17 protein-coding genes, 3 tRNA genes and 2 pseudogenes are annotated in these 18,285 nt (G+C 62.8%); 16 read left to right on the forward strand and 6 right to left on the reverse strand.

Going from position 1 to position 18,285, the window contains the following annotated elements; genetic code table 11:
- Positions 1 to 12: 12 nt before the first annotated feature.
- Entirely contained in the window at positions 13 to 1,365 is a 1,353-nt protein-coding gene (locus IWX88_RS00170) for an FAD-dependent oxidoreductase (RefSeq protein WP_196826402.1), read from the forward strand.
- Positions 1,366 to 1,411: 46 nt separating this feature from the next.
- On the opposite strand, the gene cls is transcribed toward IWX88_RS00170, so the two are convergent.
- Positions 1,412 to 2,887 carry a cardiolipin synthase gene (gene cls / locus IWX88_RS00175; protein WP_196826403.1) on the reverse strand — a complete coding sequence of 492 codons (1,476 nt, stop codon included), beginning with the start codon at positions 2,885 to 2,887 and terminating at the stop codon, positions 1,412 to 1,414.
- 21 nt (positions 2,888 to 2,908) lie between these two features.
- Positions 2,909 to 3,397: a YajQ family cyclic di-GMP-binding protein gene (locus tag IWX88_RS00180; RefSeq protein ID WP_196826404.1), complete on the reverse strand. Its 489-nt coding sequence runs from the start codon at positions 3,395 to 3,397 to the stop codon at positions 2,909 to 2,911.
- Between the two features lie 41 nt (positions 3,398 to 3,438).
- Between IWX88_RS00180 and IWX88_RS00185 the strand changes: the two genes are divergently transcribed.
- The 4 genes from IWX88_RS00185 to IWX88_RS00200 all read left to right on the forward strand — a co-directional run bounded on the left by IWX88_RS00185 (position 3,439) and on the right by IWX88_RS00200 (position 6,787).
- Positions 3,439 to 4,209 carry a lytic transglycosylase domain-containing protein gene (locus IWX88_RS00185; RefSeq protein ID WP_196826405.1) on the forward strand — a complete coding sequence of 257 codons (771 nt, stop codon included), beginning with the start codon at positions 3,439 to 3,441 and terminating at the stop codon, positions 4,207 to 4,209.
- A gap of 135 nt (positions 4,210 to 4,344) precedes the next feature.
- Positions 4,345 to 4,429, forward strand: a tRNA-Tyr gene (locus IWX88_RS00190).
- 269 nt (positions 4,430 to 4,698) lie between these two features.
- Complete coding sequence (locus IWX88_RS14130; RefSeq protein WP_196826406.1) at positions 4,699 to 5,688, forward strand: M23 family metallopeptidase; 990 nt, start codon at positions 4,699 to 4,701, stop codon at positions 5,686 to 5,688.
- 238 nt (positions 5,689 to 5,926) lie between these two features.
- Entirely contained in the window at positions 5,927 to 6,787 is an 861-nt protein-coding gene (locus tag IWX88_RS00200; protein ID WP_196826407.1) for a M23 family metallopeptidase, read from the forward strand.
- A 62-nt stretch (positions 6,788 to 6,849) separates the two neighbouring features.
- Here IWX88_RS00200 and IWX88_RS00205 read toward each other — a convergent pair whose 3' ends face one another.
- Positions 6,850 to 8,598: a glycoside hydrolase family 13 protein gene (locus IWX88_RS00205; protein WP_196826408.1), complete on the reverse strand. Its 1,749-nt coding sequence runs from the start codon at positions 8,596 to 8,598 to the stop codon at positions 6,850 to 6,852.
- 133 nt (positions 8,599 to 8,731) lie between these two features.
- On the opposite strand from IWX88_RS00205, the gene IWX88_RS00210 reads away from it, so the two are divergent.
- Together IWX88_RS00210 and IWX88_RS00215 are read left to right on the forward strand one after the other, a co-directional pair.
- Positions 8,732 to 8,803 (forward strand) — tRNA-Thr (locus tag IWX88_RS00210).
- 26 nt (positions 8,804 to 8,829) lie between these two features.
- Positions 8,830 to 8,903, forward strand: a tRNA-Met gene (locus IWX88_RS00215).
- On the opposite strand, the pseudogene IWX88_RS00220 reads toward IWX88_RS00215, so the two are convergent.
- A pseudogene (locus IWX88_RS00220) lies at positions 8,863 to 9,165 on the reverse strand (tyrosine-type recombinase/integrase); the annotation flags it as partial. The gene IWX88_RS00215 and the pseudogene IWX88_RS00220 sit on opposite strands and share 41 nt — an antisense overlap.
- Positions 9,166 to 9,256: 91 nt before the next feature.
- Positions 9,257 to 10,545 (reverse strand): IS3 family transposase gene (locus IWX88_RS00225; protein ID WP_196826409.1). Its coding sequence is split into 2 segments (ribosomal slippage): positions 9,257 to 10,275 and positions 10,275 to 10,545, totalling 1,290 coding nucleotides; the frame shifts between segments, so codons are not numbered across the junction.
- Between the two features lie 184 nt (positions 10,546 to 10,729).
- Here IWX88_RS00225 and IWX88_RS00230 point away from each other — a divergent pair.
- The 9 genes and pseudogenes from IWX88_RS00230 to IWX88_RS00270 form a co-directional block, all read left to right on the forward strand.
- Positions 10,730 to 11,035: pseudogene (locus IWX88_RS00230) on the forward strand (transposase); the annotation flags it as partial.
- Between the two features lie 130 nt (positions 11,036 to 11,165).
- Entirely contained in the window at positions 11,166 to 11,477 is a 312-nt protein-coding gene (locus IWX88_RS00235; RefSeq protein WP_196826410.1) for a rhodanese-like domain-containing protein, read from the forward strand.
- A 103-nt stretch (positions 11,478 to 11,580) separates the two neighbouring features.
- The gene (locus IWX88_RS00240; RefSeq protein WP_196826411.1) at positions 11,581 to 11,850 is read left to right on the forward strand and encodes a metal-sensitive transcriptional regulator; all 270 of its coding nucleotides are present in this window, start codon (positions 11,581 to 11,583) and stop codon (positions 11,848 to 11,850) included.
- 284 nt (positions 11,851 to 12,134) lie between these two features.
- Entirely contained in the window at positions 12,135 to 12,884 is a 750-nt protein-coding gene (locus IWX88_RS00245; protein WP_370568114.1) for a sulfite exporter TauE/SafE family protein, read from the forward strand.
- A gap of 239 nt (positions 12,885 to 13,123) precedes the next feature.
- Positions 13,124 to 13,387: an SHOCT domain-containing protein gene (locus tag IWX88_RS00250; protein WP_231368704.1), complete on the forward strand. Its 264-nt coding sequence runs from the start codon at positions 13,124 to 13,126 to the stop codon at positions 13,385 to 13,387.
- A complete protein-coding gene (locus IWX88_RS00255) occupies positions 13,387 to 14,871 on the forward strand; it encodes a multicopper oxidase family protein (RefSeq protein ID WP_196826412.1) in 1,485 nt (494 codons plus the stop codon). Before IWX88_RS00250 ends, IWX88_RS00255 begins: the two co-directional genes overlap by 1 nt.
- Positions 14,872 to 14,926: 55 nt before the next feature.
- Positions 14,927 to 15,337 carry a DUF302 domain-containing protein gene (locus IWX88_RS00260; protein ID WP_196826413.1) on the forward strand — a complete coding sequence of 137 codons (411 nt, stop codon included), beginning with the start codon at positions 14,927 to 14,929 and terminating at the stop codon, positions 15,335 to 15,337.
- A gap of 186 nt (positions 15,338 to 15,523) precedes the next feature.
- Positions 15,524 to 16,747 carry a low temperature requirement protein A gene (locus IWX88_RS00265; protein WP_196826414.1) on the forward strand — a complete coding sequence of 408 codons (1,224 nt, stop codon included), beginning with the start codon at positions 15,524 to 15,526 and terminating at the stop codon, positions 16,745 to 16,747.
- Between the two features lie 180 nt (positions 16,748 to 16,927).
- Positions 16,928 to 17,071: a GPGG-motif small membrane protein gene (locus IWX88_RS00270; protein WP_196826415.1), complete on the forward strand. Its 144-nt coding sequence runs from the start codon at positions 16,928 to 16,930 to the stop codon at positions 17,069 to 17,071.
- 52 nt (positions 17,072 to 17,123) lie between these two features.
- Here IWX88_RS00270 and IWX88_RS00275 read toward each other — a convergent pair whose 3' ends face one another.
- Complete coding sequence (locus IWX88_RS00275; protein WP_196826416.1) at positions 17,124 to 18,005, reverse strand: hypothetical protein; 882 nt, start codon at positions 18,003 to 18,005, stop codon at positions 17,124 to 17,126.
- Positions 18,006 to 18,285: the final 280 nt, after the last annotated feature.

Consider the following 18,285-nt stretch of genomic DNA (forward strand, 5'->3'; position numbering starts at 1 on the left):
ACCGAGGAACCCATGACAAAACTGAGACTCGCCATTGTCGGCGCTGGTCCCGCGGGAATTTACGCGGCCGACCTCCTCCTCAAGGCGGAGAAGAACTTCGACGTGTCGATCGATCTGTTCGAACAGCTTCCTGCACCGTATGGACTTGTTCGTTACGGCGTCGCACCCGACCATCCGCGCATCAAGGGCATCATCACTGCGCTGCGGGATGTGCTCGACACCGGACGCATCCGCCTCTTCGGTAACGTGCTCTACGGTCGGGACGTCACCCTGGATGACTTGAAGTCGCACTACAACGCGGTGATTTTCTCTACCGGTGCCGTGCGCGATGCCGACCTCGACATCCCGGGTATCGATCTGGACGGCAGCTACGGTGCCGCTGAATTCGTGAGCTGGTATGACGGACATCCTGATGTGCCGCGTGACTGGCCGCTGACGGCGAAGGAAGTTGCGGTAATCGGCAACGGTAACGTTGCCCTCGACGTGGCACGGATTCTCGCCAAGCACGCGGATGACTTGCTGCCCACCGACATTCCGGGCAATGTCTACGAAGCGCTCGTCGCCTCACCGGTCACAGACGTACACGTCTTTGGACGTCGTGGGCCGATGCAGGTGAAGTTCACCCCGCTCGAACTGCGCGAGCTCGGCGAGCTTCGCGATGTGGATGTCATCGTGCACGATGAGGACTTTGACTACGACGAGGCCTCGACGGCCGCCATCGCCAGCAATAAGCAGGTGTTTGTGATCAACAAGGTTTTCACCCAGTGGCGCGCGCGCGAGGCGGGTACGGCATCCCGACGGCTGCACCTGCACTTCCATGCGAGGCCACTGGAGGTCACCGGAGATGGACGGGTCGAGGGCTTCCGCTATGAACGCACCGCCCCGGATGGACAGGGAGGGATCGTCGGTACCGGCGAAATCCGGCAGCTGCCGGTGCAGGGCCTGTATCGCGCGGTCGGATACTTCGGGTCGCCGCTGGCCGGGATCCCCTTTGATGAGAAGCGCGGGGTTATCCCTAATCGCGAGGGCCAGGTGCTCGATGATACGGATCACCCGCTACCCGGCGTCTACGCCACCGGCTGGATCAAGCGCGGCCCGGTCGGACTCATCGGTCACACCAAGAGTGACGCGATGGAGACCGTCAAGCATGTGGTGAACGACCAGGCCAACTGGTGGGCTCCGGCTCATCCCGACGAGGGGTCGATCGTGGACTTGCTTCGGGACCGGGGGGTCGAATTTACTGATCTCGGCGGTTGGCACCGACTCGATGCACACGAAAGGTCGCTCGGGGAACCAGCGGGACGTATTCGCATCAAGCTCGTGCCGCGTGACGAGATGGTGTCGGTATCCCGTCAGTCCGACTGAGCGCGTGTCAGAGGGGTTTCGCACCTGCCAGCACTGAACACCGGACTTATTGCACCGCGGCCGTCAACCGCGCCGTGTTATCGAGCACCTTCGAACGCAGCGGGCGGGTGAGCCACTCATCGAGCATGAGCTCGGTGCACTGCGTGCGGTAGGTGTCTTCGATTTCCCGAAGCTGCGCGACGAGGTGGCGACCGCGCAGCATCACCGAGATTTCGTAGTTGAGGCTGAACGAGCGCATGTCCATATTGCTCGAACCGATTACTGCCACCTCATCGTCGATGGTGAAGTGCTTCGCGTGCAGCACCGTCGGCGACTGGTACAGCCAAATGCGCACGCCCGCCCGCAGCAGCGCTTCGTAGTAGCTGCGCTGAGCATGGAACACGACGGGCTGGTCGGACACCGCGGAGCAGAATAGCTGCACGTCGAGCCCACGATAGGCGGCATTGGTGAGGGCGTACAGCATCGAGTCGTCAGGGACAAAGTACGGGCTGGTGATGATCACCCGATGCTGCGCGCTATACAGGAGCGAGTTGAAGAGGCGCAGGTTGTTCTCGAGATCGAACCCCGGACCGCTCGGCACCACCTGAGCATCCAGCGCATCCAGGATCTTTTCCTCGGGCATGCGGTCGGTCTCACGCATGAGCAACTCGTCGGTCTCGCTGTACCAATCTGTGACGAAGAGTGCGTTGATACCTGCGACGATCGGCCCCTCGAAGCGCACCATCAGGTCTTTCCACTGCAAGCCACGGCGAATATTCCCCCGCTTGTTATAGCTGCGGTCGATCATGTTCTGCGACCCGGTGAAGGCCACAGTGCGATCGATCACCAGCAGCTTGCGATGATTGCGCAGGTCTGGTCGCTGCCAGCGGCCACGCCACGGCTGCACCGGCAGCATGGGGTGCCACTGCGCCCCGATTCGCTTCAGCTGACGGACGGTGCGCAGATAGCCGGGGGAGCGGATGGATGCGATGTGGTCGAACAGCACCCGCACGGTCACCCCGCGCGCCACCGCGGCTTCGAGCGCGTCGAAAAACGGCTTGGTTGTCGCGTCGAACGACAGGATGTAGAACTCCGCGTGCACGAAGCGTGTGGCGGTGCCGACGGCAGCGGTCATTGCCGCCAAAGAGTGTGAATACTCGGTGTACAGGGTGGCGGTGTTGCCCCCGACGAGAGGCATCGAGCCGAGCGCGCGGTTCTGCTCCACGATCGGCTCGAGCCAGGAGGGGAAGCCGTCTTCCTTCTCGACCCGATCCATCCCCTCGGTCGTCTCGAGGAGGAAGGTGTTGATTTCCTCCTGCTTTTCCCGTCGGCGCCGCGGCAGCTTTGTGCTGCCGAAGAGCAGGAAGAGCAGGATGCCAATGTAGGGAATGAGGAAAATCGCCAGCAGCCAGGCCATCGCGGTCTGCGGCTTGCGGTTCTGTGGCACCACGATCACGGCGACAATACGAATCGCGATATCCACAATCAAAGCGATCGTTGCGAAGACCGAACTTGCAAAAAAGTTGACGACGAACGAGACCATCGGGTCGGTAACGAGGCCGGATTAGCGAAAATTGACGAACTGAAGGTCGAGGTCGAGATCTGCACCTTTAAGCAGTGCCATCGTCGACTGGAGGTCGTCCCGGCTCTTGGAGGTGACCCGCAGTTCGTCACCCTGGATCTGGGCCTTCACACTCTTGGGGCCCTCATCGCGAATGAGCTTCGAGACCTTCTTCGCATCCTCGCTCGAAATTCCGTTCTTGAGCGAGACGTCGATCCGGTGCTCCTTCCCCGAGGGATAGGGCTCTCCGGTGTCGAGACTGCGCAGTGAGATGCCGCGCTTGATGAACTTGGCCTCCAGAACCTCCAGCACCGCCTTCACACGATCTTCGGATGAGGCCTTGAGCAGCAGTTTCTCGCCGCTCCAGTCCACCTCCGCCCCGACGTTCTTGAAGTCGTATCGCTGGGCGATCTCCTTCTGCGCTTGGTGGAGTGCGTTGTCGGCCTCCATTTTGTCGACCTTGCTCACGATGTCAAAAGTTGGGTCAGCCATGTCAGCAGCTTAACGGGCGTGTTGGTCGAAGATAGAAGCCGATGTCGAAACTGCGCGTGATCTTGATCTCCGCGGCTGGCCTGGTGGCCACTGTGGTTGTGGTCAGCGCCATCATCGTGTTCGCGGTGCCGGGCGGCCGCGATCTGTTCGGGCTTCCGGATACCGCGGGCCCGCCGACGCCGCTCGCTCGGTTCGCGACCGCCGCGCCGGTCACAGCGGCCGCTATACCTGCCGGCCCCGCTCTTTCCGCGCGTGCAGACCCAGCCTGGGTCGCGGCCACTGCGAAGAAGACTGATATTCCCCCGCGTGCATTGGCCGCCTACGCAGGGGTCGCGATCTCATTCGAGAGCCGCCAGTGCGGGATCGGCTGGAATACCCTCGCCGGCATCGGTGAGATCGAGTCGCGCCATGGCACGATCTTCGGCGGAAGAATCGCCGCGGACGGCACCGCTACTCCGGCGATCTTCGGGGTGCCGCTCGACGGGGGAGCTGTCGCCAACATCCCGGATTCTGATCAGGGTGTGATTGACGGAGATCCGACCATCGACCGGGCTGTCGGACCGATGCAGCTCATTCCCGAAGCCTGGCGAAACTGGCATGCGGACGGCAACGCCGATGGGGTCGAGGATCCGCAGAACATCGACGATTCGACGCTTGCCGCGGCGGCTTATCTCTGTCGAGCGGGAGATAAGGCGGTCGATACCGAAGGCGGCTGGCGGCAGGCAGTGCTGGCCTATAACGGGTCTGGGCAGTATCTCCGTGACGTAATCCGCTATTCCACCGGCTATGCGACGAAGGCGGCCGCACAGTAGCGGTTGGTGCGCTGCGTATCGGGCGGTGGATGACGGCAGGATGGGCTCGGACTGCATCAGTGAATCCGACGATTTCTTCGGAGTGATTCACCCTGTATTCTTTACCTGCGCGTCGGAGCAGTGGATGACGCGCATGGCAAGTTACCCAAGTGGCCAAAGGGATCTGACTGTAAATCAGCCGTCTAAGACTTCGTGAGTTCGAATCTCGCACTTGCCACCACCGCAAAACCGCACAAACCACTGGTCCGTCGTGGCTTGCGCAACGCCCGAGGCACTCGTCGCAATTGCCGTTTGCCCGACAGTGACGTAATCTGTAGCCATTCGTTATAAACCATTCGGGCCTCGGCTCGGGGTTTTCGCACGCAGCTACTGACCTACAGACGTACTCGAGTTCTCCTTCTCGTTGTATTCGTTGTTGGAGGACCACCAGTTTGAACACCCGTTATCTATCCACGCGCGCACGGCTGGCGACTCCGGAGGCCCGGTAGCGTGGGGCAACTCGACGGCAACATCGACTTCAGCGGCAGCGGCGGCCACGGCTCGACGGGCGCGGGCCGACCGATTTCTGCGCCAACGACGCGCCGTGCCCTGCGAGAGCAGGAGACATCGGCATCAGCACTGGCATCGGCGTCCCGCGTGCGACGCACGAAAGCCTCTCGCAGCCTGAGGGCTGCCCCGACCCGAGGCGCAGCGCGAGGGGCGAAGTCTGCCCCGCAGCCGCGTGTTGTCCGCACCCCGGCAGCCCGCACCCCGGCAGCCCACACTCCGGCAGCCCGCCGCACCCCGCTCCTGCGTAAATTCATCACCATCAGCGCGATGTTCGGCGCGGGTGCACTACTCGTAGCGACCTCGCTTCCAGCCGTGGCGCTGCAGCTGAATTCAGCGAGCGCCCTTGCCCCACAGCTGCCCACTGCCTCGACCTCGGAAGTGCAGAGCCTGGCGGTCGATGGGGATGCCACGGATGTTGCCCCCACGCGCGATCGCTACACCGTGGTCAATACCATGCAGCAAGCCCGCATGAAGTTCGGACTCCAGAACTTCGCCTATACCAATAACCCGAACGGCACCATCCAGTGGCCGTTCCCCGCGCCGGTACCGATCAGTTCTGGGTTCGGCAGCCGCGTTTCACCCTGCGGCGGGTGTTCCTCGTTCCACGAGGGACTGGACTTCATCCCCGGTGTGGGGACCCCGATCGGCGCGATCGCCCCCGGAACAGTCACGTATGCCGCATATGACAGCAACTTCGGGTATCACGTGATTGTCGACCACAACATCAACGGCCAGAAGGTGCAGAGCATCTACGCGCACATGATCGCCGGATCGATCAAGGTTGTCGTCGGCCAACAGGTGACCGTGGCACAGGAGCTCGGCGAGGTGGGAAATACGGGGCATTCCACCGGCGCACACCTGCACCTCGAGGTGCACCTCGACGGAACACCGGTCGACCCGTTCGCCTGGCTCAAGGCAAACGCAAACTGACGTCCCCCCGCACTCGGGGGCTGGCGTTCTCTGGGCCGCGTGGCTAGTCTTAGCGAGTTCCTAAGCATCGCATGCTCATTGTGATATTTTGAACCCGAAGCAAAATCGTGGTGGTGACCGTTTACGGGTGCCACGCATTGCCGCAAGGAGCAGCCTTCATGTCACTACCGACAAGTGACGGCGTTCGCGTGCGCGGACACGCTCTACCTCAAGTCTCTGTCCCCCAACGCGGAGTCGCGTGAACGGCGAGCTCCCACTGCCGCCGGCCAGATCTCGGCGTGAGTTGGCGGAGCGTCGCCGGGTCGAGCCGCGTGAGCGCATCCGCCGGATCGGTGCAATCCAGACAGTGGACCGCCCGGCAGCACTGCGCCGAAACATCGTGCGTCGCGTACTGCGCAAGCTGATGACCGCGGGAGCGATGGTGGGAGCAGTGGCACTGCTCATCTCCACCTCCCTGCCGGCAAGTGCTTTTCTCGGCATGCCATCTGTGTCCGCAATCGGGCTGGCGCAGACCGGGCTGGTGCAGACTGGGGGTGCCCAGAACCTGCGGGTGGATGGTCTCGCGACCTCCGCCGCACCCACTCGCGACGCCTACACGGTCGCCTCTCTCGTGCAGCAGATTGCCACTCGGTACGCGTCGGCGGCCCGAAGCACCGAGTACACCAACGACCCGAACGGCACGATCCAGTGGCCATTCCCGGTGGCGGTGCCGATTAGCTCGGGGTTCGGTCCTCGCGTCGTTCCCGGATGCGGATACTGCTCAACCTTCCACCAGGGACTCGACTTCACGCCCGGCTCAGGGGTCGTCATCCAGGCCATCGCCGACGGAGTGGTAAGCAGCGTCAACTTCGACCGCGGTGGACTCGGTAACAGCGTGACCATCGACCACAACATCAACGGCCAGAAGGTGCAGAGCGTCTACGGGCATATGCTCGCGGGCTCAGTGCGGCTGGTTGTCGGCCAGATAATCAAAGTGACGGATGAGGTTGGCCAGGTTGGCAATTCAGGCACCTCAACCGGCACCCACCTCCATCTCGAGATCCACCTCAACAACACGCCGGTTGACCCGTTCGCCTGGCTGAAGGCCAACGCGAACTGACTGCGAACTGACTGCGCTGGTGGTCGAGTAGGTCGCTCCGCGACCGTATCGAGACCCCGCACCTACGAGCGGATCCAGACAGAGGTGTCTCCGGGTAGCAACCGCGTGTCGAAGGCCTCGGACGCCACGATGATCTCGCCAGCCGGGAGTGCCACCGCAGCGGCGCCAGTGTTGGCGATCACGGTGACGGAGCCATTGCGGAACGCGACCACGGCATCCGGGTAGCCGGTGAGCCACTCGATATCGCCGAGTCCGAGATCTGCTGCCGCCCGCTCGGCCAGCAGGGCACGGTAAAGCTCGAGAGTCGAGCCGACGACACCGCGCTGGCAGTCCCGGGCGTAGGGTGCCCAGTCTGCGGGCTGCGGGAGCCAACTCTTGCCGCTGTCACCGAACCCGTAGGACGGCGAGTCGGCCTCCCAGGGGAGCGGAACGCGGCATCCGTCCCGCCCGTATCGCTCGCCGTTGGTGCGGAACCAGGTTGGATCCTGTCTGGCATCATCGGGAAGGTCGATGACCTCGGGGAGGCCGAGTTCCTCGCCCTGATACACGTAGGCGCTTCCGGGAAGCGCGAGCATGAGAGTGGTGGCGGCGCGGGCTCGACGCAGGCCGAGCGCACGCTCCGGCTGCCCGGGCGACCGCGGCCCGATTCCGTGGCCCTGCGGATTTTCTGCGGTGAGCGCGAGGCGTGAGGCATGCCGCACGACGTCGTGATTCGACAGCACCCACGTGCTCGGGGCACCCACTCCGGTGAATGCGGTGAGCGATGAATTTATGACCGCCCGCATGGTCGGGCCGCTCCAGGGCGTCTCGAGATAGGAAAAATTGAAGGCCTGGTGCATCTCGTCCGGGCGCACCCAGCGCGCGAGCGTGGTGAGCGGCTCCACCCAGGCCTCGGCACACAGCACGCGGTCACCCTCGTATTCCTCGAGAACAGAATGCCAGTCGCGATAGATCTCGTGCACGCCGTCTTGCGCCCAGTAGGGCGGTGTGGAGGGTTCTGTGCCGGCGTGCGCGCCGATCTCCGGCTCCAGGCCGAGAGAGCCGCTACCACCCATGCTGCCGCCATCGGCCGGCGGCGTGTAGTCGGGAAGCCCTGCCGCCTTGATTAGACCGTGGGCGACATCCACTCGGAAACCGTCGACGCCACGATCGAGCCAGAAGCGCAGGATGTCGCGAAACTTTTCGCGCACCCACGGGTTTTGCCAGTTGAGGTCGGGCTGGGAAGGGTCGAAGAGGTGCAGATACCACTGGCCTGCTGTGCCGTCGGCGTTCGTGAGTCGGCTCCAGGCCGGCCCGCCGAATACGGATTCCCAGTTGTTGGGCGGCAACTCGCCATCGGTTCCGGTGCCCTCGCTGAACATGTAGCGGTCACGTTCGGGACTTCCCGCCGGCGACACGAGGGCGGCCTGGAACCAGGCGTGCTGGTCGGAGGAGTGGTTAGGCACGAGGTCGACGATGAGCTTGAGGCCGAGTTCGTGTGCCCGCGCTTGGAGGGCATCAAAATCGGCAAGGGTGCCGAAGATCGGATCGACGTCGCAGTAGTCGGCCACGTCGTATCCGGCGTCTTTCTGCGGCGAGGTGTAGAACGGCGAGAGCCAGATCGCGTCCACTCCGAGTTCAACCAGCGCGGGCATCCGCTCGGTGATGCCGATGAGGTCGCCGAGCCCGTCATCACCCATGCCGTCGGCAAAGGACCGTGGATAGATCTGGTAAATCACAGCGGAGCGCCACCACTCGGATCCAGAAGAACGAAAGGGGACAACGGATGCGGGGGCGGGCGCAGATATACCCTGCAGAGTGTCGGAGTTCATTCGAAAACCCTATTGCATCACCAACAGACAACGTGCGGATCGAGGTGCGGACGGATGCTAGTCTCGTGTGGTGCCGGGCGGCGCCATATTGTTCGAACTGCATGCCGCCAGTTGTGCGTGATTGACAGGTCACGCCCCCTTAGCTCATTGGTAGAGCACTTCCTTGGTAAGGAAGAGGTAGTGGGTCCGATTCCCACAGGGGGCTCTCGCAGCCCCATTCGGCGGCGTCCCGGCGGGGTAGCTCAGGTGGTTAGAGCACACGGCTCATAATCGTGGTGTCGCGGGTTCAAGTCCCGCTCCCGCTACATCCCATTGTCTGTATGGACAAATGGTCATCAGCGAGAGATGGTCGTCCCCATTTGTTGGGCTTCTGACCACATTTGAAGGGATAGTGGCCTCATTCAGGCGCACTGCAACTGTGTTGAGATCGTCATCGAAGAGATCTGCATAGGTATCCAAGGTCATTTCCGCTGATGCATGACCAAGCATTTTTTGGACCGCCTTCACGTTCGCGCCTGCGGAAATAGCTAGGCTCGCAGCGGTGTGTCTGAGGTCGTGAATCGTCATCTGCGGCAAAGACGCAGATTTAAGCGCCCGATCGGACCACGACCACGGCTTAATCGTGGGGGTAATGGGGAAAGCTGAACCGTCCCGGTTTTCATGCCGCCGTTTTGTTGGCGGCGTCACCGGTTGATGCGCCGTGTCTTTGAGCGTAGTAGTTCCGCTCGTACTCCTCGGGTGGGATGTTCCCGAGGTAGCCGTGGAGTCGTTCGTTGTTATACCAAGTCACCCACTCGAAGGTGATCTCCTCAACATCCGTGATCGTCTTGAGCGGACCAACACGGAAGGGTGAATTCTTCGCGATAGCTTCGTTCTTGAACAGCCCCATCACGGTCTCAGCGGCCGCGTTATCGTATGCGTCGCCGACCGATCCGATCGACGCGGTGAGGCCCTCGAGGGCCACGGTCTCGGTGAATCTGACTGATGTGTATTGGGACCCGGCATCGCTGTGATGGATCATCCCAGGCTCGATCGGGCGGCTCGTTTGATCGCGCCGCCACAACGCCATCCGCAGGCATGCCTCCACGAAGCTGGTGTCTTTCACCGTGGAGACCTGCCAGCCGACGATCGCCCTCGAGAACAGGTCGATCGCGAACGCCACATAGACGAACCCGGCCCAGGCGGCGACATAGGTGAAGTCGGTCACCCAGGAATGGTTCGGGAACGGGGCGGTGAAGTCCCGGTTCAGCAGATCACCGGCGCGTTTGCCATCCTTCGCAGGGACCGTGGTCCTGGTTTTCCTGCCGCGGACCAGTCCGTTCATCCCGGCCAGACGCATGAGACGGTCGACCGTGTGCTTAGACACTCCGGGGAACCCGTTGCGGGACAGCCACGCCGTCATCTTCCGCCGCCCATAGAGGACCTCGGGTTTGGGCCGGCCCTTCGCGTCCCGCTGGTGGAGCCGGTGGAACACGTCGAGGATTCCGGCGTCGCTGAACGCGCGCGGCGGCGCGGCACGTCTCTTCCACGCCCGATATGTTCGCGCAGCGACCCGGACGCCCTGCATGCGCAGGACCTCACAGGCCGACTCGACCGCGCGACCATCCGCTTTCATCTGGTCGATGAACGCGACTATCCGTGGCGGCGAGGGTCGAGTTCCCTCGCGAAGAAAGACGCAGCAGCTTTGAGGATCTCGTTTGTCTCTTTCAACTCACGAACCTCCTTCTTCAGCCGGCGTATCTCCTCCAGCTCCACGCTCGAGGGCCCCGACTTCGTCCCGGCATCGACTTGAGCCTGCCGAACCCACTTCCGCAGCGTCTCCGGACCCACGTTCAACTTCTCACCCAAGTCTCGGCATGCTGCCCACGGGGACGGGTAATCAGGCAGACGATCCAGGGCCATCCGGGTCGCACGCTGACGAACCTCGAGGGGATATTTGTTGGGCATAACCAAATCCTTTCAAAGAAAGAAAACGGCACGAAACCCGGGACGGTTCACTGTCTCGGCGGCCGCGCTGTCGTATGCGTCGCCGACGGATCCGATCGACGCGGTCAGACCTTCGAGGGCAACGGTCTCGGTGAAACGGATGGATGTGTATTGGGATCCGGCGTCCGAATTAAGCCAAATTCGGCTTAACAGCGACCGCGGCTCCCAATTCCGCTCCAACGCGTTCGTGCGGGTGTTGAAGAACAACGGCATCACCGAGTCGATGGGCCGCGTCGGCGCGTGCGGCGACAACGCCGCGATGGAGTCATTCTTCGCCCTCCTGCAGAAGAACGTCCTCGACCGGCAACGATGGTCGACCCGGGAAGAACTACGCCTCGCGATCGTGGTCTGGACCGAGAAGACCCACCACCGGAAGTGTCGACAACGCCGCCTCGGTAAGCTCACCCCGATCGAGTTTGAGACCATAAACATGGTCCTCAACGCCGCATAAAACCACTAACCCAACGAGTCAACTGAACTCGGGGCGATCCCAACATGCCATCCGGGATCTGTCGCGGATCGGCGTCGACGGCGTCGAGGTCGCAGACGGCGAAGACCCAGCCGATGCGGCTCCCGGGGCGTTGACGCGCTCGTATCCGCGCGTCGACTGGCCGACCGCCGCCGGTATGCGGACCCGGGAGGATGTCGTGCTCGACGTGCGCCGCGCTAATGAATTCACGACCGGCCACCTCGAGAGCGCAGTGAATGTGCCCTTGCATGAGCTGCTCCGACGTATCGACGAGGTGCCCGTCGGGCGGGTTCTCGTGCACTGCGCGTCTGGGTACCGGGCCGGTATTGCATCCAGCATCCTCGATCGCGTCGGCCGAGACGTCGTCCACATTGACGCTGCCTACGCGGATGCCGTCGCGGCTGGCCTATCCGTTTCGGCGTGAGGATCCAGGGTGTCGCTGCCGCGCAGGCGCCAGATCGCTCACTCGGTGCTTTATTATAAGAATACCACCGGGGGTATCTTCGGCGAAGCTAAAAGGGGCCCAAATGAGTGAGAGTGTCGATGCCACGCAGAAGCTGGTTCTGAACCGTCTGCGCCGGGCGCACGGCCAGTTGAACGCGGTGATTGCTGCGATCGAGAACGGCGGGAAGTGCCGCGACGTCGTCATCCAGCTCGCGGCCGTATCGAGTGCCCTGGATAAGGCTGGGTTCCAGATCATCTCGACTGCGATGCAGAAGTGCATCACCGACGAGCAGGACGAGTCCGACCCGATGACGGTGAAGGATCTCGAGAAGCTGTTTATGGCCCTCGCCTGACCGGTGAGGCCGACATCCGTCCGGGCTGTTGGCCGCCAACGGGCATCGGAAGGTGCCGAGAAAGGAGCCGGCCATGTGCCGAGCTGTGACATGCCGCACGTGCGGGAAGACGACCTGGGCGGGCTGTGGCCAGCACGTCGACCAAGTGATGCGTGCTGTCCCGAACGCGCAGCGCTGCCCAGGCCACGAGAACAAGCCGTCGACCGGGTTCTTCGCAAGGCTGTTCAGGATCGAGAGATGACTTATACCCGAATAGTCCTCATCGCCCAACAGCGCGTCTGATCGTGTTCGCAGGGATTATTGGTTTCGGCCTCCTCGTCGGGGCGGTGCTCGGCTTGGTCGGTGCCGGCGGAGCGATCATCGCTGTGCCCGCATTGGTCTACGTCCTCGGAGTCCCGGTATCCGAGGCGATATCGACGTCGCTGGTGATGGCAGCATCCTCATCGGTCGCGGCCGTCGTCCCGCGCCTCCGAGGCGGCGTGGATTGGCGGATCGCCGCCGCGGTCGGTACCGCTGGCATCCCGGCTGCGTTCGTGGGGACCGCCGTCAACCAGCTACTTCCGCAGCACGTTGTCCTGCTCGCGTTCGCGCTGCTCATGATCGCGGCCGGTATCCAAATGCTCCGGCCCCGCCCGCAAGGGCCGCAGCTGCCCGAACGTAGACCCCGATGGGTGCTCCATGCGGTACTCGTCGGTGTGGGTGCCGGCTTCCTCACGGGCCTGCTCGGTGTCGGTGGCGGGTTCGTGATCGTGCCCGCACTGGTGCTGCTGCTCGGCCTTCCGATCGGCGCTGCGATCGGAACGGCGCTGCTCATCACTATCGTCAACTCCACCGCAGGATTCCTGGCTCACGCCAGCTCAGGAAGCGTCGACTGGGCTATCACCCTGACATTCGCCATCCCCGCCTTCATCGCCTCCCTCGTCGCCGCCCGCTTCGCAACCAGGATCACCGGCCGTGCGCTCCAGAGAATGTTCGCTGCGCTGGTTCTCGTGGTCGCCGCGATCACTATCGCCCGAACGGTGCTCGCCTGCTGAAGGGAGAGGCCCTCGATACCGGGGACGGTGGCGGTGGCGTCATCGTCATCGTCATCGCCACCGCATCGAGAGTTGTCCTGCCCGGGAACTTTCGTCGACATCAAAATTTTGATCGGCTAAGGGTTCGCCAGACCGCCTGCCCTCTGTATTTGTTTGGCATTCTCAGTCTGTTAGATACCTAGGGGGGTATCCTGAAGTACCGTCTGAACTTAGTCGGTGAGAAACGAAGGAGATACCCAATGATGTGGGGAGATAGTTTCGGGATGGGGTCAGGGTGGATTTTCGGAGCCCTCATCGTGGTCGGTGTCGTTCTTCTGGTTGTCCTTCTTGTTCGAACGTCCGGCCGATCCCGACGAGATAACACCGGTAGCGCTGCGGAGTCCCAGGCCGTGCGCGGTGCAGACAAGACGGCTCGACAAATCCTGGACGAGCGGTATGCGGCTGGAGATCTGAACACCGAGGAGTACACAGACCGTCTTCGCGTTCTCGGATCCGGTTCCTGATGGAACCGATCACCAGGCGCAACGCGCTCATGCTGGGCGGTGTCGGAGCCGCCGCGATAATCGCCGGCGGCACAGGCCTCACCTCGGCCTGGAATTCAGGGCCCGGCCACGCCGCGGGCCCGGCGCTGTCCGAGCCGGAGATTTTGCGCAGCGCGAACGGAAGACTCTCCGTCCGACTCACCACGGCCGAAGCGAGAGTACCTATCTCGGGCACACCGGTGGCCGCGTTGACCTACAACGGCACCCTCCCCGGGCCCACTCTGATGGTGCGGGCCGGCGACCGGATAGCGGTTTCTTTAGAAAACCGGCTCCTCTCGGCAACGAATCTTCACACTCACGGTCTTCACGTCTCCCCACAGGGCAACAGCGACAACCCTCTGGTCATGATCCGCCCTGGCGAGACGTTCGACTACGAATTCCAGCTTCCCGACTCGCACCCGGCCGGGGTGTATTGGTATCACCCACACCATCACGGGCTCGCCGCGGACCAGGTCTTCGGTGGCCTCTACGGCGCGATCATTGTGGAAGACTCCGCTCCCATCGAGACCACCCGTGAACGGATACTGATCATTTCCGATATGAGTTTTGACTCCTCCGGACAGATCGCCCGGGCGACACAAATGGATCGGATGGCCGGGCGCGAGGGAAACATGGTCTTGGTCAACGGACAGGTCAACCCTGGACTGACTGCGAAGCCGGGCGAGCGAGAACGGTGGCGAGTGATCAACGCCTGCACGTCACGCTACGTGAAGCTTCGACTTGACGGCCAGAAACTTGAACTCCTCGGAAAAGACTCCGGTCGCTTCCGTTTCCCGGAACCGGTCGAGGAGGTGCTTCTTACTCCGGGCAATCGGGCGGATCTGCTGGTGACAGCATCGGCTGGAACATCCATCCTTCGCACTCTTTCCGCGGACCGTGGAAGCGCGGGAGCGATGATGGGCTCCCGCGCTTCGACCGACGCAAACCTAGCGACCCTCACCGTCGCTGGCGCTTCCGCAGCTGCCGTGCCAGCAGTCCCGCGCCAGCCGGCTCCCCGAGACCTGCGCGCGGCACCCCTGTCTGGTCGTCGCACGCTCACTCTCGCCATGGGTGGCGGCGGAATGGGTGGCGGCGGAATGGGCGGAAGCGGAATGGGCGGAATGGGCGCGGGCTCCGGAATGATGGGTTTCACGATCGATGGAAAGTCCTTCGACCCGGCCCGGGTGGACACGGCTGTGGCAGCGGGTGCAATTGAAGAGTGGACCGTGCGCAACACCAGCCCGATGGACCACCCCTTCCATCTTCACGTGTGGCCCATGCAGCTCATCGAGCAGAGTGGCCGGAAAACAGCTACTCCGCTCTGGCAGGACGTGGTCAACGTTCCGGCGCGCAGCAGCGTGCGGGTCCGGATCGCCTTCGACGACTTCACCGGGAAAACCGTTTACCACTGCCACATCCTCGACCACGAAGACAACGGGATGATGGGCCTGATCGAAGTCCGCTAAAACCCCGGCGCCGCGGCCCGTGCGCGCCTGAGAAAACCGATAGAGGAGCACAACAATGAGTTACGCACACACCATCACCGTCTCCCTGCCCTACGAAGAAGCTGTGATCCGCACCCGGGAAGCCCTCTCGGGGCAGGGCTTCGGAGTGCTGTCCGAAATCGATGTCCGTGCCACCCTTGAGACCAAACTCGGGTCCGATGCCGGGCAGAGCCTCGGCGACTACCTCATTCTGGGGGTCTGCAATCCTGCGCTCGCGCAGAAAGCTCTCGCCGCGGACCCGGACATGGGACTGCTCCTGCCCTGCGACGTCGTCATCCGACGCGGGCCGGATGCCAGCACCACCGTCGTGCAGACCATCGATGCACAGACCATGGTGCAGCTGAGTGCCGCCCCGGCCGTCTCCGAAGTTGCCGCAGACGCCGACCAGAGGCTCCTCGCCGCCCTTAAAGAACTCGAAACCGCCTGAGACCCAGCCAAGATTCGGCCATGGGCCGACCGCGGAAAGGTCAGCACGGCCGAACGCGTTACAGAGATGTAGCCCGCCCGCCCACTGGCACGACGGTTCACGTCGTGCGGCTACCGTCGCGCACATGATCTCTGTCGCACGAAGGATCACTGTCGCGCAGCCCAGCCGCTCCTGCAGAATGGGGTAGTGACCACGACACCGAAGCCTTCCCGACTGCCCCGTTTCGGGTTACACCGCAACCTGCTTCGACCCGATGCTGGCGAGCAGAGTGACCGGGTTACCTATATCGAGTTGCTGTTCGACCTCATCTTCGTTTTGGCTCTCACCCAGTTATCGCGCTACCTGTATGACAACCAGTCGCTCACCGGTGCCCTCCAGTCCGCAGTGCTCGTACTGGCTTTGTGGTGGGTCTGGGTCTACACGACATGGGTGACCAACTGGCTTGACCCGGCTCGTCTTCCGGTGCGCGCCGCTGTCATCGGGCTCGCACTTGTCGGACTCATCCTGAGCGTCTCAATTTTTGAATCGTTCGGATCTCGCGGCCTGACCTTCGCGATCGCATACGTCGTACTCCAGATCGGCCGCACGGTATTCATGATCGCTGCCGTCGCCCGCCACGATCGCGATCTGTCCCACGATTTCATCCGCGTGCTTATTTGGCTTGCGGCGTCCGGTGTCTTTTGGATTCTTGGTGGAATCCTGCCAATCGAATTCCGGATCTGGTTCTGGCTCATCGCGCTGGGGATTGAATACCTGTCCGGTGCGGTGGGATTCAGGCTCCCCGGGCGCGGTTCGGCACGGATCGAGGACTGGGACATCTCCGGTGCACACATCGCCGAGCGCAGCGCCCTGTTCGTCATCATCTCGCTCGGTGAATCGTTTCTCGTTACCGGCTTCGCCTTCGTCGCTCAAGAGTATTCCGTCGTCGGCGCCGCCTCAGTGTTGCTTGCATTCGTCAACGCGGTGACTCTGTGGTGGCTCTATTTCGATCACGCTCAGCACGCGGGGACGAAAGCGATCGCCCGTGCTGACAAGCCGGGTCGAATTGGGAATCGCGCTTACACCTACACTCACGCCATTATTGTCGCGGGGATCGTGCTCGGCTCGGTGGCAGACAAAGAGGTGCTCGGGCATCCGGATGACGCAATGAAGGTCTCGACCGCCATCGTGATCGGAGGTGGGCCATTCCTCTATCTGGTCGGACTCACCGTGTTCCGCTGGATAGTTGTGAAGGAAATGCTCCCGTCGCACATCGCGGGAGCCGTCCTTATCGTTGTTGCGTGTGCGACATCCGCAGGAATGACGCCGTTCGTACTCTTCGCCATCATGACCGTGATCCTGGTGGCGACGGCGGCATGGGAGACCGTCACCCGCGTGCGCGCAGGGGGAGACGACGAACAGGCAGGGTAGGGAGAGTTCTCGGGATCGACTCACGGGGTCATGCGTGTTCAGGCGAACCACTGGTGCCTGGGTGGAAAACGGCAACGCGAGTCCGGTCGGAGAGTACGGTTGAAAGAACACCTCCGAACGCGGCTGCGTGTGCGTGTGTGCGTGTGTGGCCGACGGAGCGAAACGAAACGGAGCAACATCATGGCAACACTTCTCTGGATCATTGCGGTAATCCTCGTTGTTTCAGGCATCGTCGCGCTCTTTCGTCGCCAGTTCCTCTGGGGCGTTGTGCTTATTGTCGTGGGATTGTTGGTTGGGCCAGGTGGTGTGAGTCTCTTCACGTAAGGTCTCGGACCGCGTGGTCGATTGCGGCAGAGCCTGACCATGCGCTACCGCGTTATGCGTCGTCGCTGGTGTGGGTGCGGATTTCCCGTGTCGTGACATCGGTGCCGTCGCTCGGCATAGAGTCACGTCCAATACGTGTGATCGGCCCGGTTGCTGCGCTGACATAGGGGGTTTCAGCGGGGAAAGGGTCGGCCACTACGCCTCGTGAAGGGGGCCCTGCGGTTCGCGTTCTGCCTGTCGGGCGCAGCAGCGCGGGGCGGGTGTGGCGGGCACGGCTGTTGCGGGTACGGCTGTTGCGGGTACGGAGGCGGTGAGCGCTGAATGTCGATGGCCCGTGCCGTACCTGGTCATCGGTGGGTGCGAGCAAGTAGATGATGGCAGCGGCGCTGACAATGAGCAGTAGCGGCACGACGGCGGTGACGAGTGCGAGATCGGTGGTGGCGACGGCATAGATGAGCCAGACGCTCTGGCAGAGCACGTAGATCACCATTCCGCCGAAGGACAGACCGGCGGGTCGCCCGGTCTTGCGGATGCGTGCCACCTGTATCAACCATCCGGTGATGCTCGGGATGGACGCTGCTAGGCCGAAGAGCGCCGGGATGGGCAGAGTGAGCAAAATAACGCTGGCAACCAGAACGGTTATGACGATCTGGATGATCGCGGAGCGTGCGGTGGCGCGGCAGATCATGATGATGACCGCGCCGGTGATGACCGCTGAGATCGAGCTTTGGATGATGATCGGCATTCGGCCGGCGAGGGATGCGTAGACGGCCCAGGCCAGGTTCGAGGCGAGAAGTGCTTGCCAGGGCAGCAGTGACACCCCGGCCGCAGTGGGGGAGCGACGGAGGGCGAGAGCCTGCGGCAGAGCGAGGATCGAGGAGAGCCCGCAAGCGAGCCAACCGCACAGCATCGCGAGGTCGTGCCACCAGGTCATACGTGCCCTCTTGCGTGGATATGGATCGGCGGAAATCTGCGGGTTGTGCGGCGGCTGACGCCGATCCGGTCTATTGCTTGGCTGGCCCAATGAACTGAAGCGCCTACGGGTCTCACGGCACCTCCCACCGCGTGACTTCGGCCAACTTCGAGTCGGCATGCAGTCGATCATAGACGCAGCTGCGAGCCAGCCGCGTCGACTCGCACCGGTGCGTTTTGCCCGGGCGAATATCGGCGTCTTTGCGTGGAGGAGGTGGGTGAACGGCAGCGGGAGCACCCCA

The sequence above is a fragment of the Frigoribacterium sp. CG_9.8 genome (assembly GCF_015751965.1).
Taxonomy (GTDB): Bacteria; Actinomycetota; Actinomycetes; order Actinomycetales; family Microbacteriaceae; genus Lacisediminihabitans.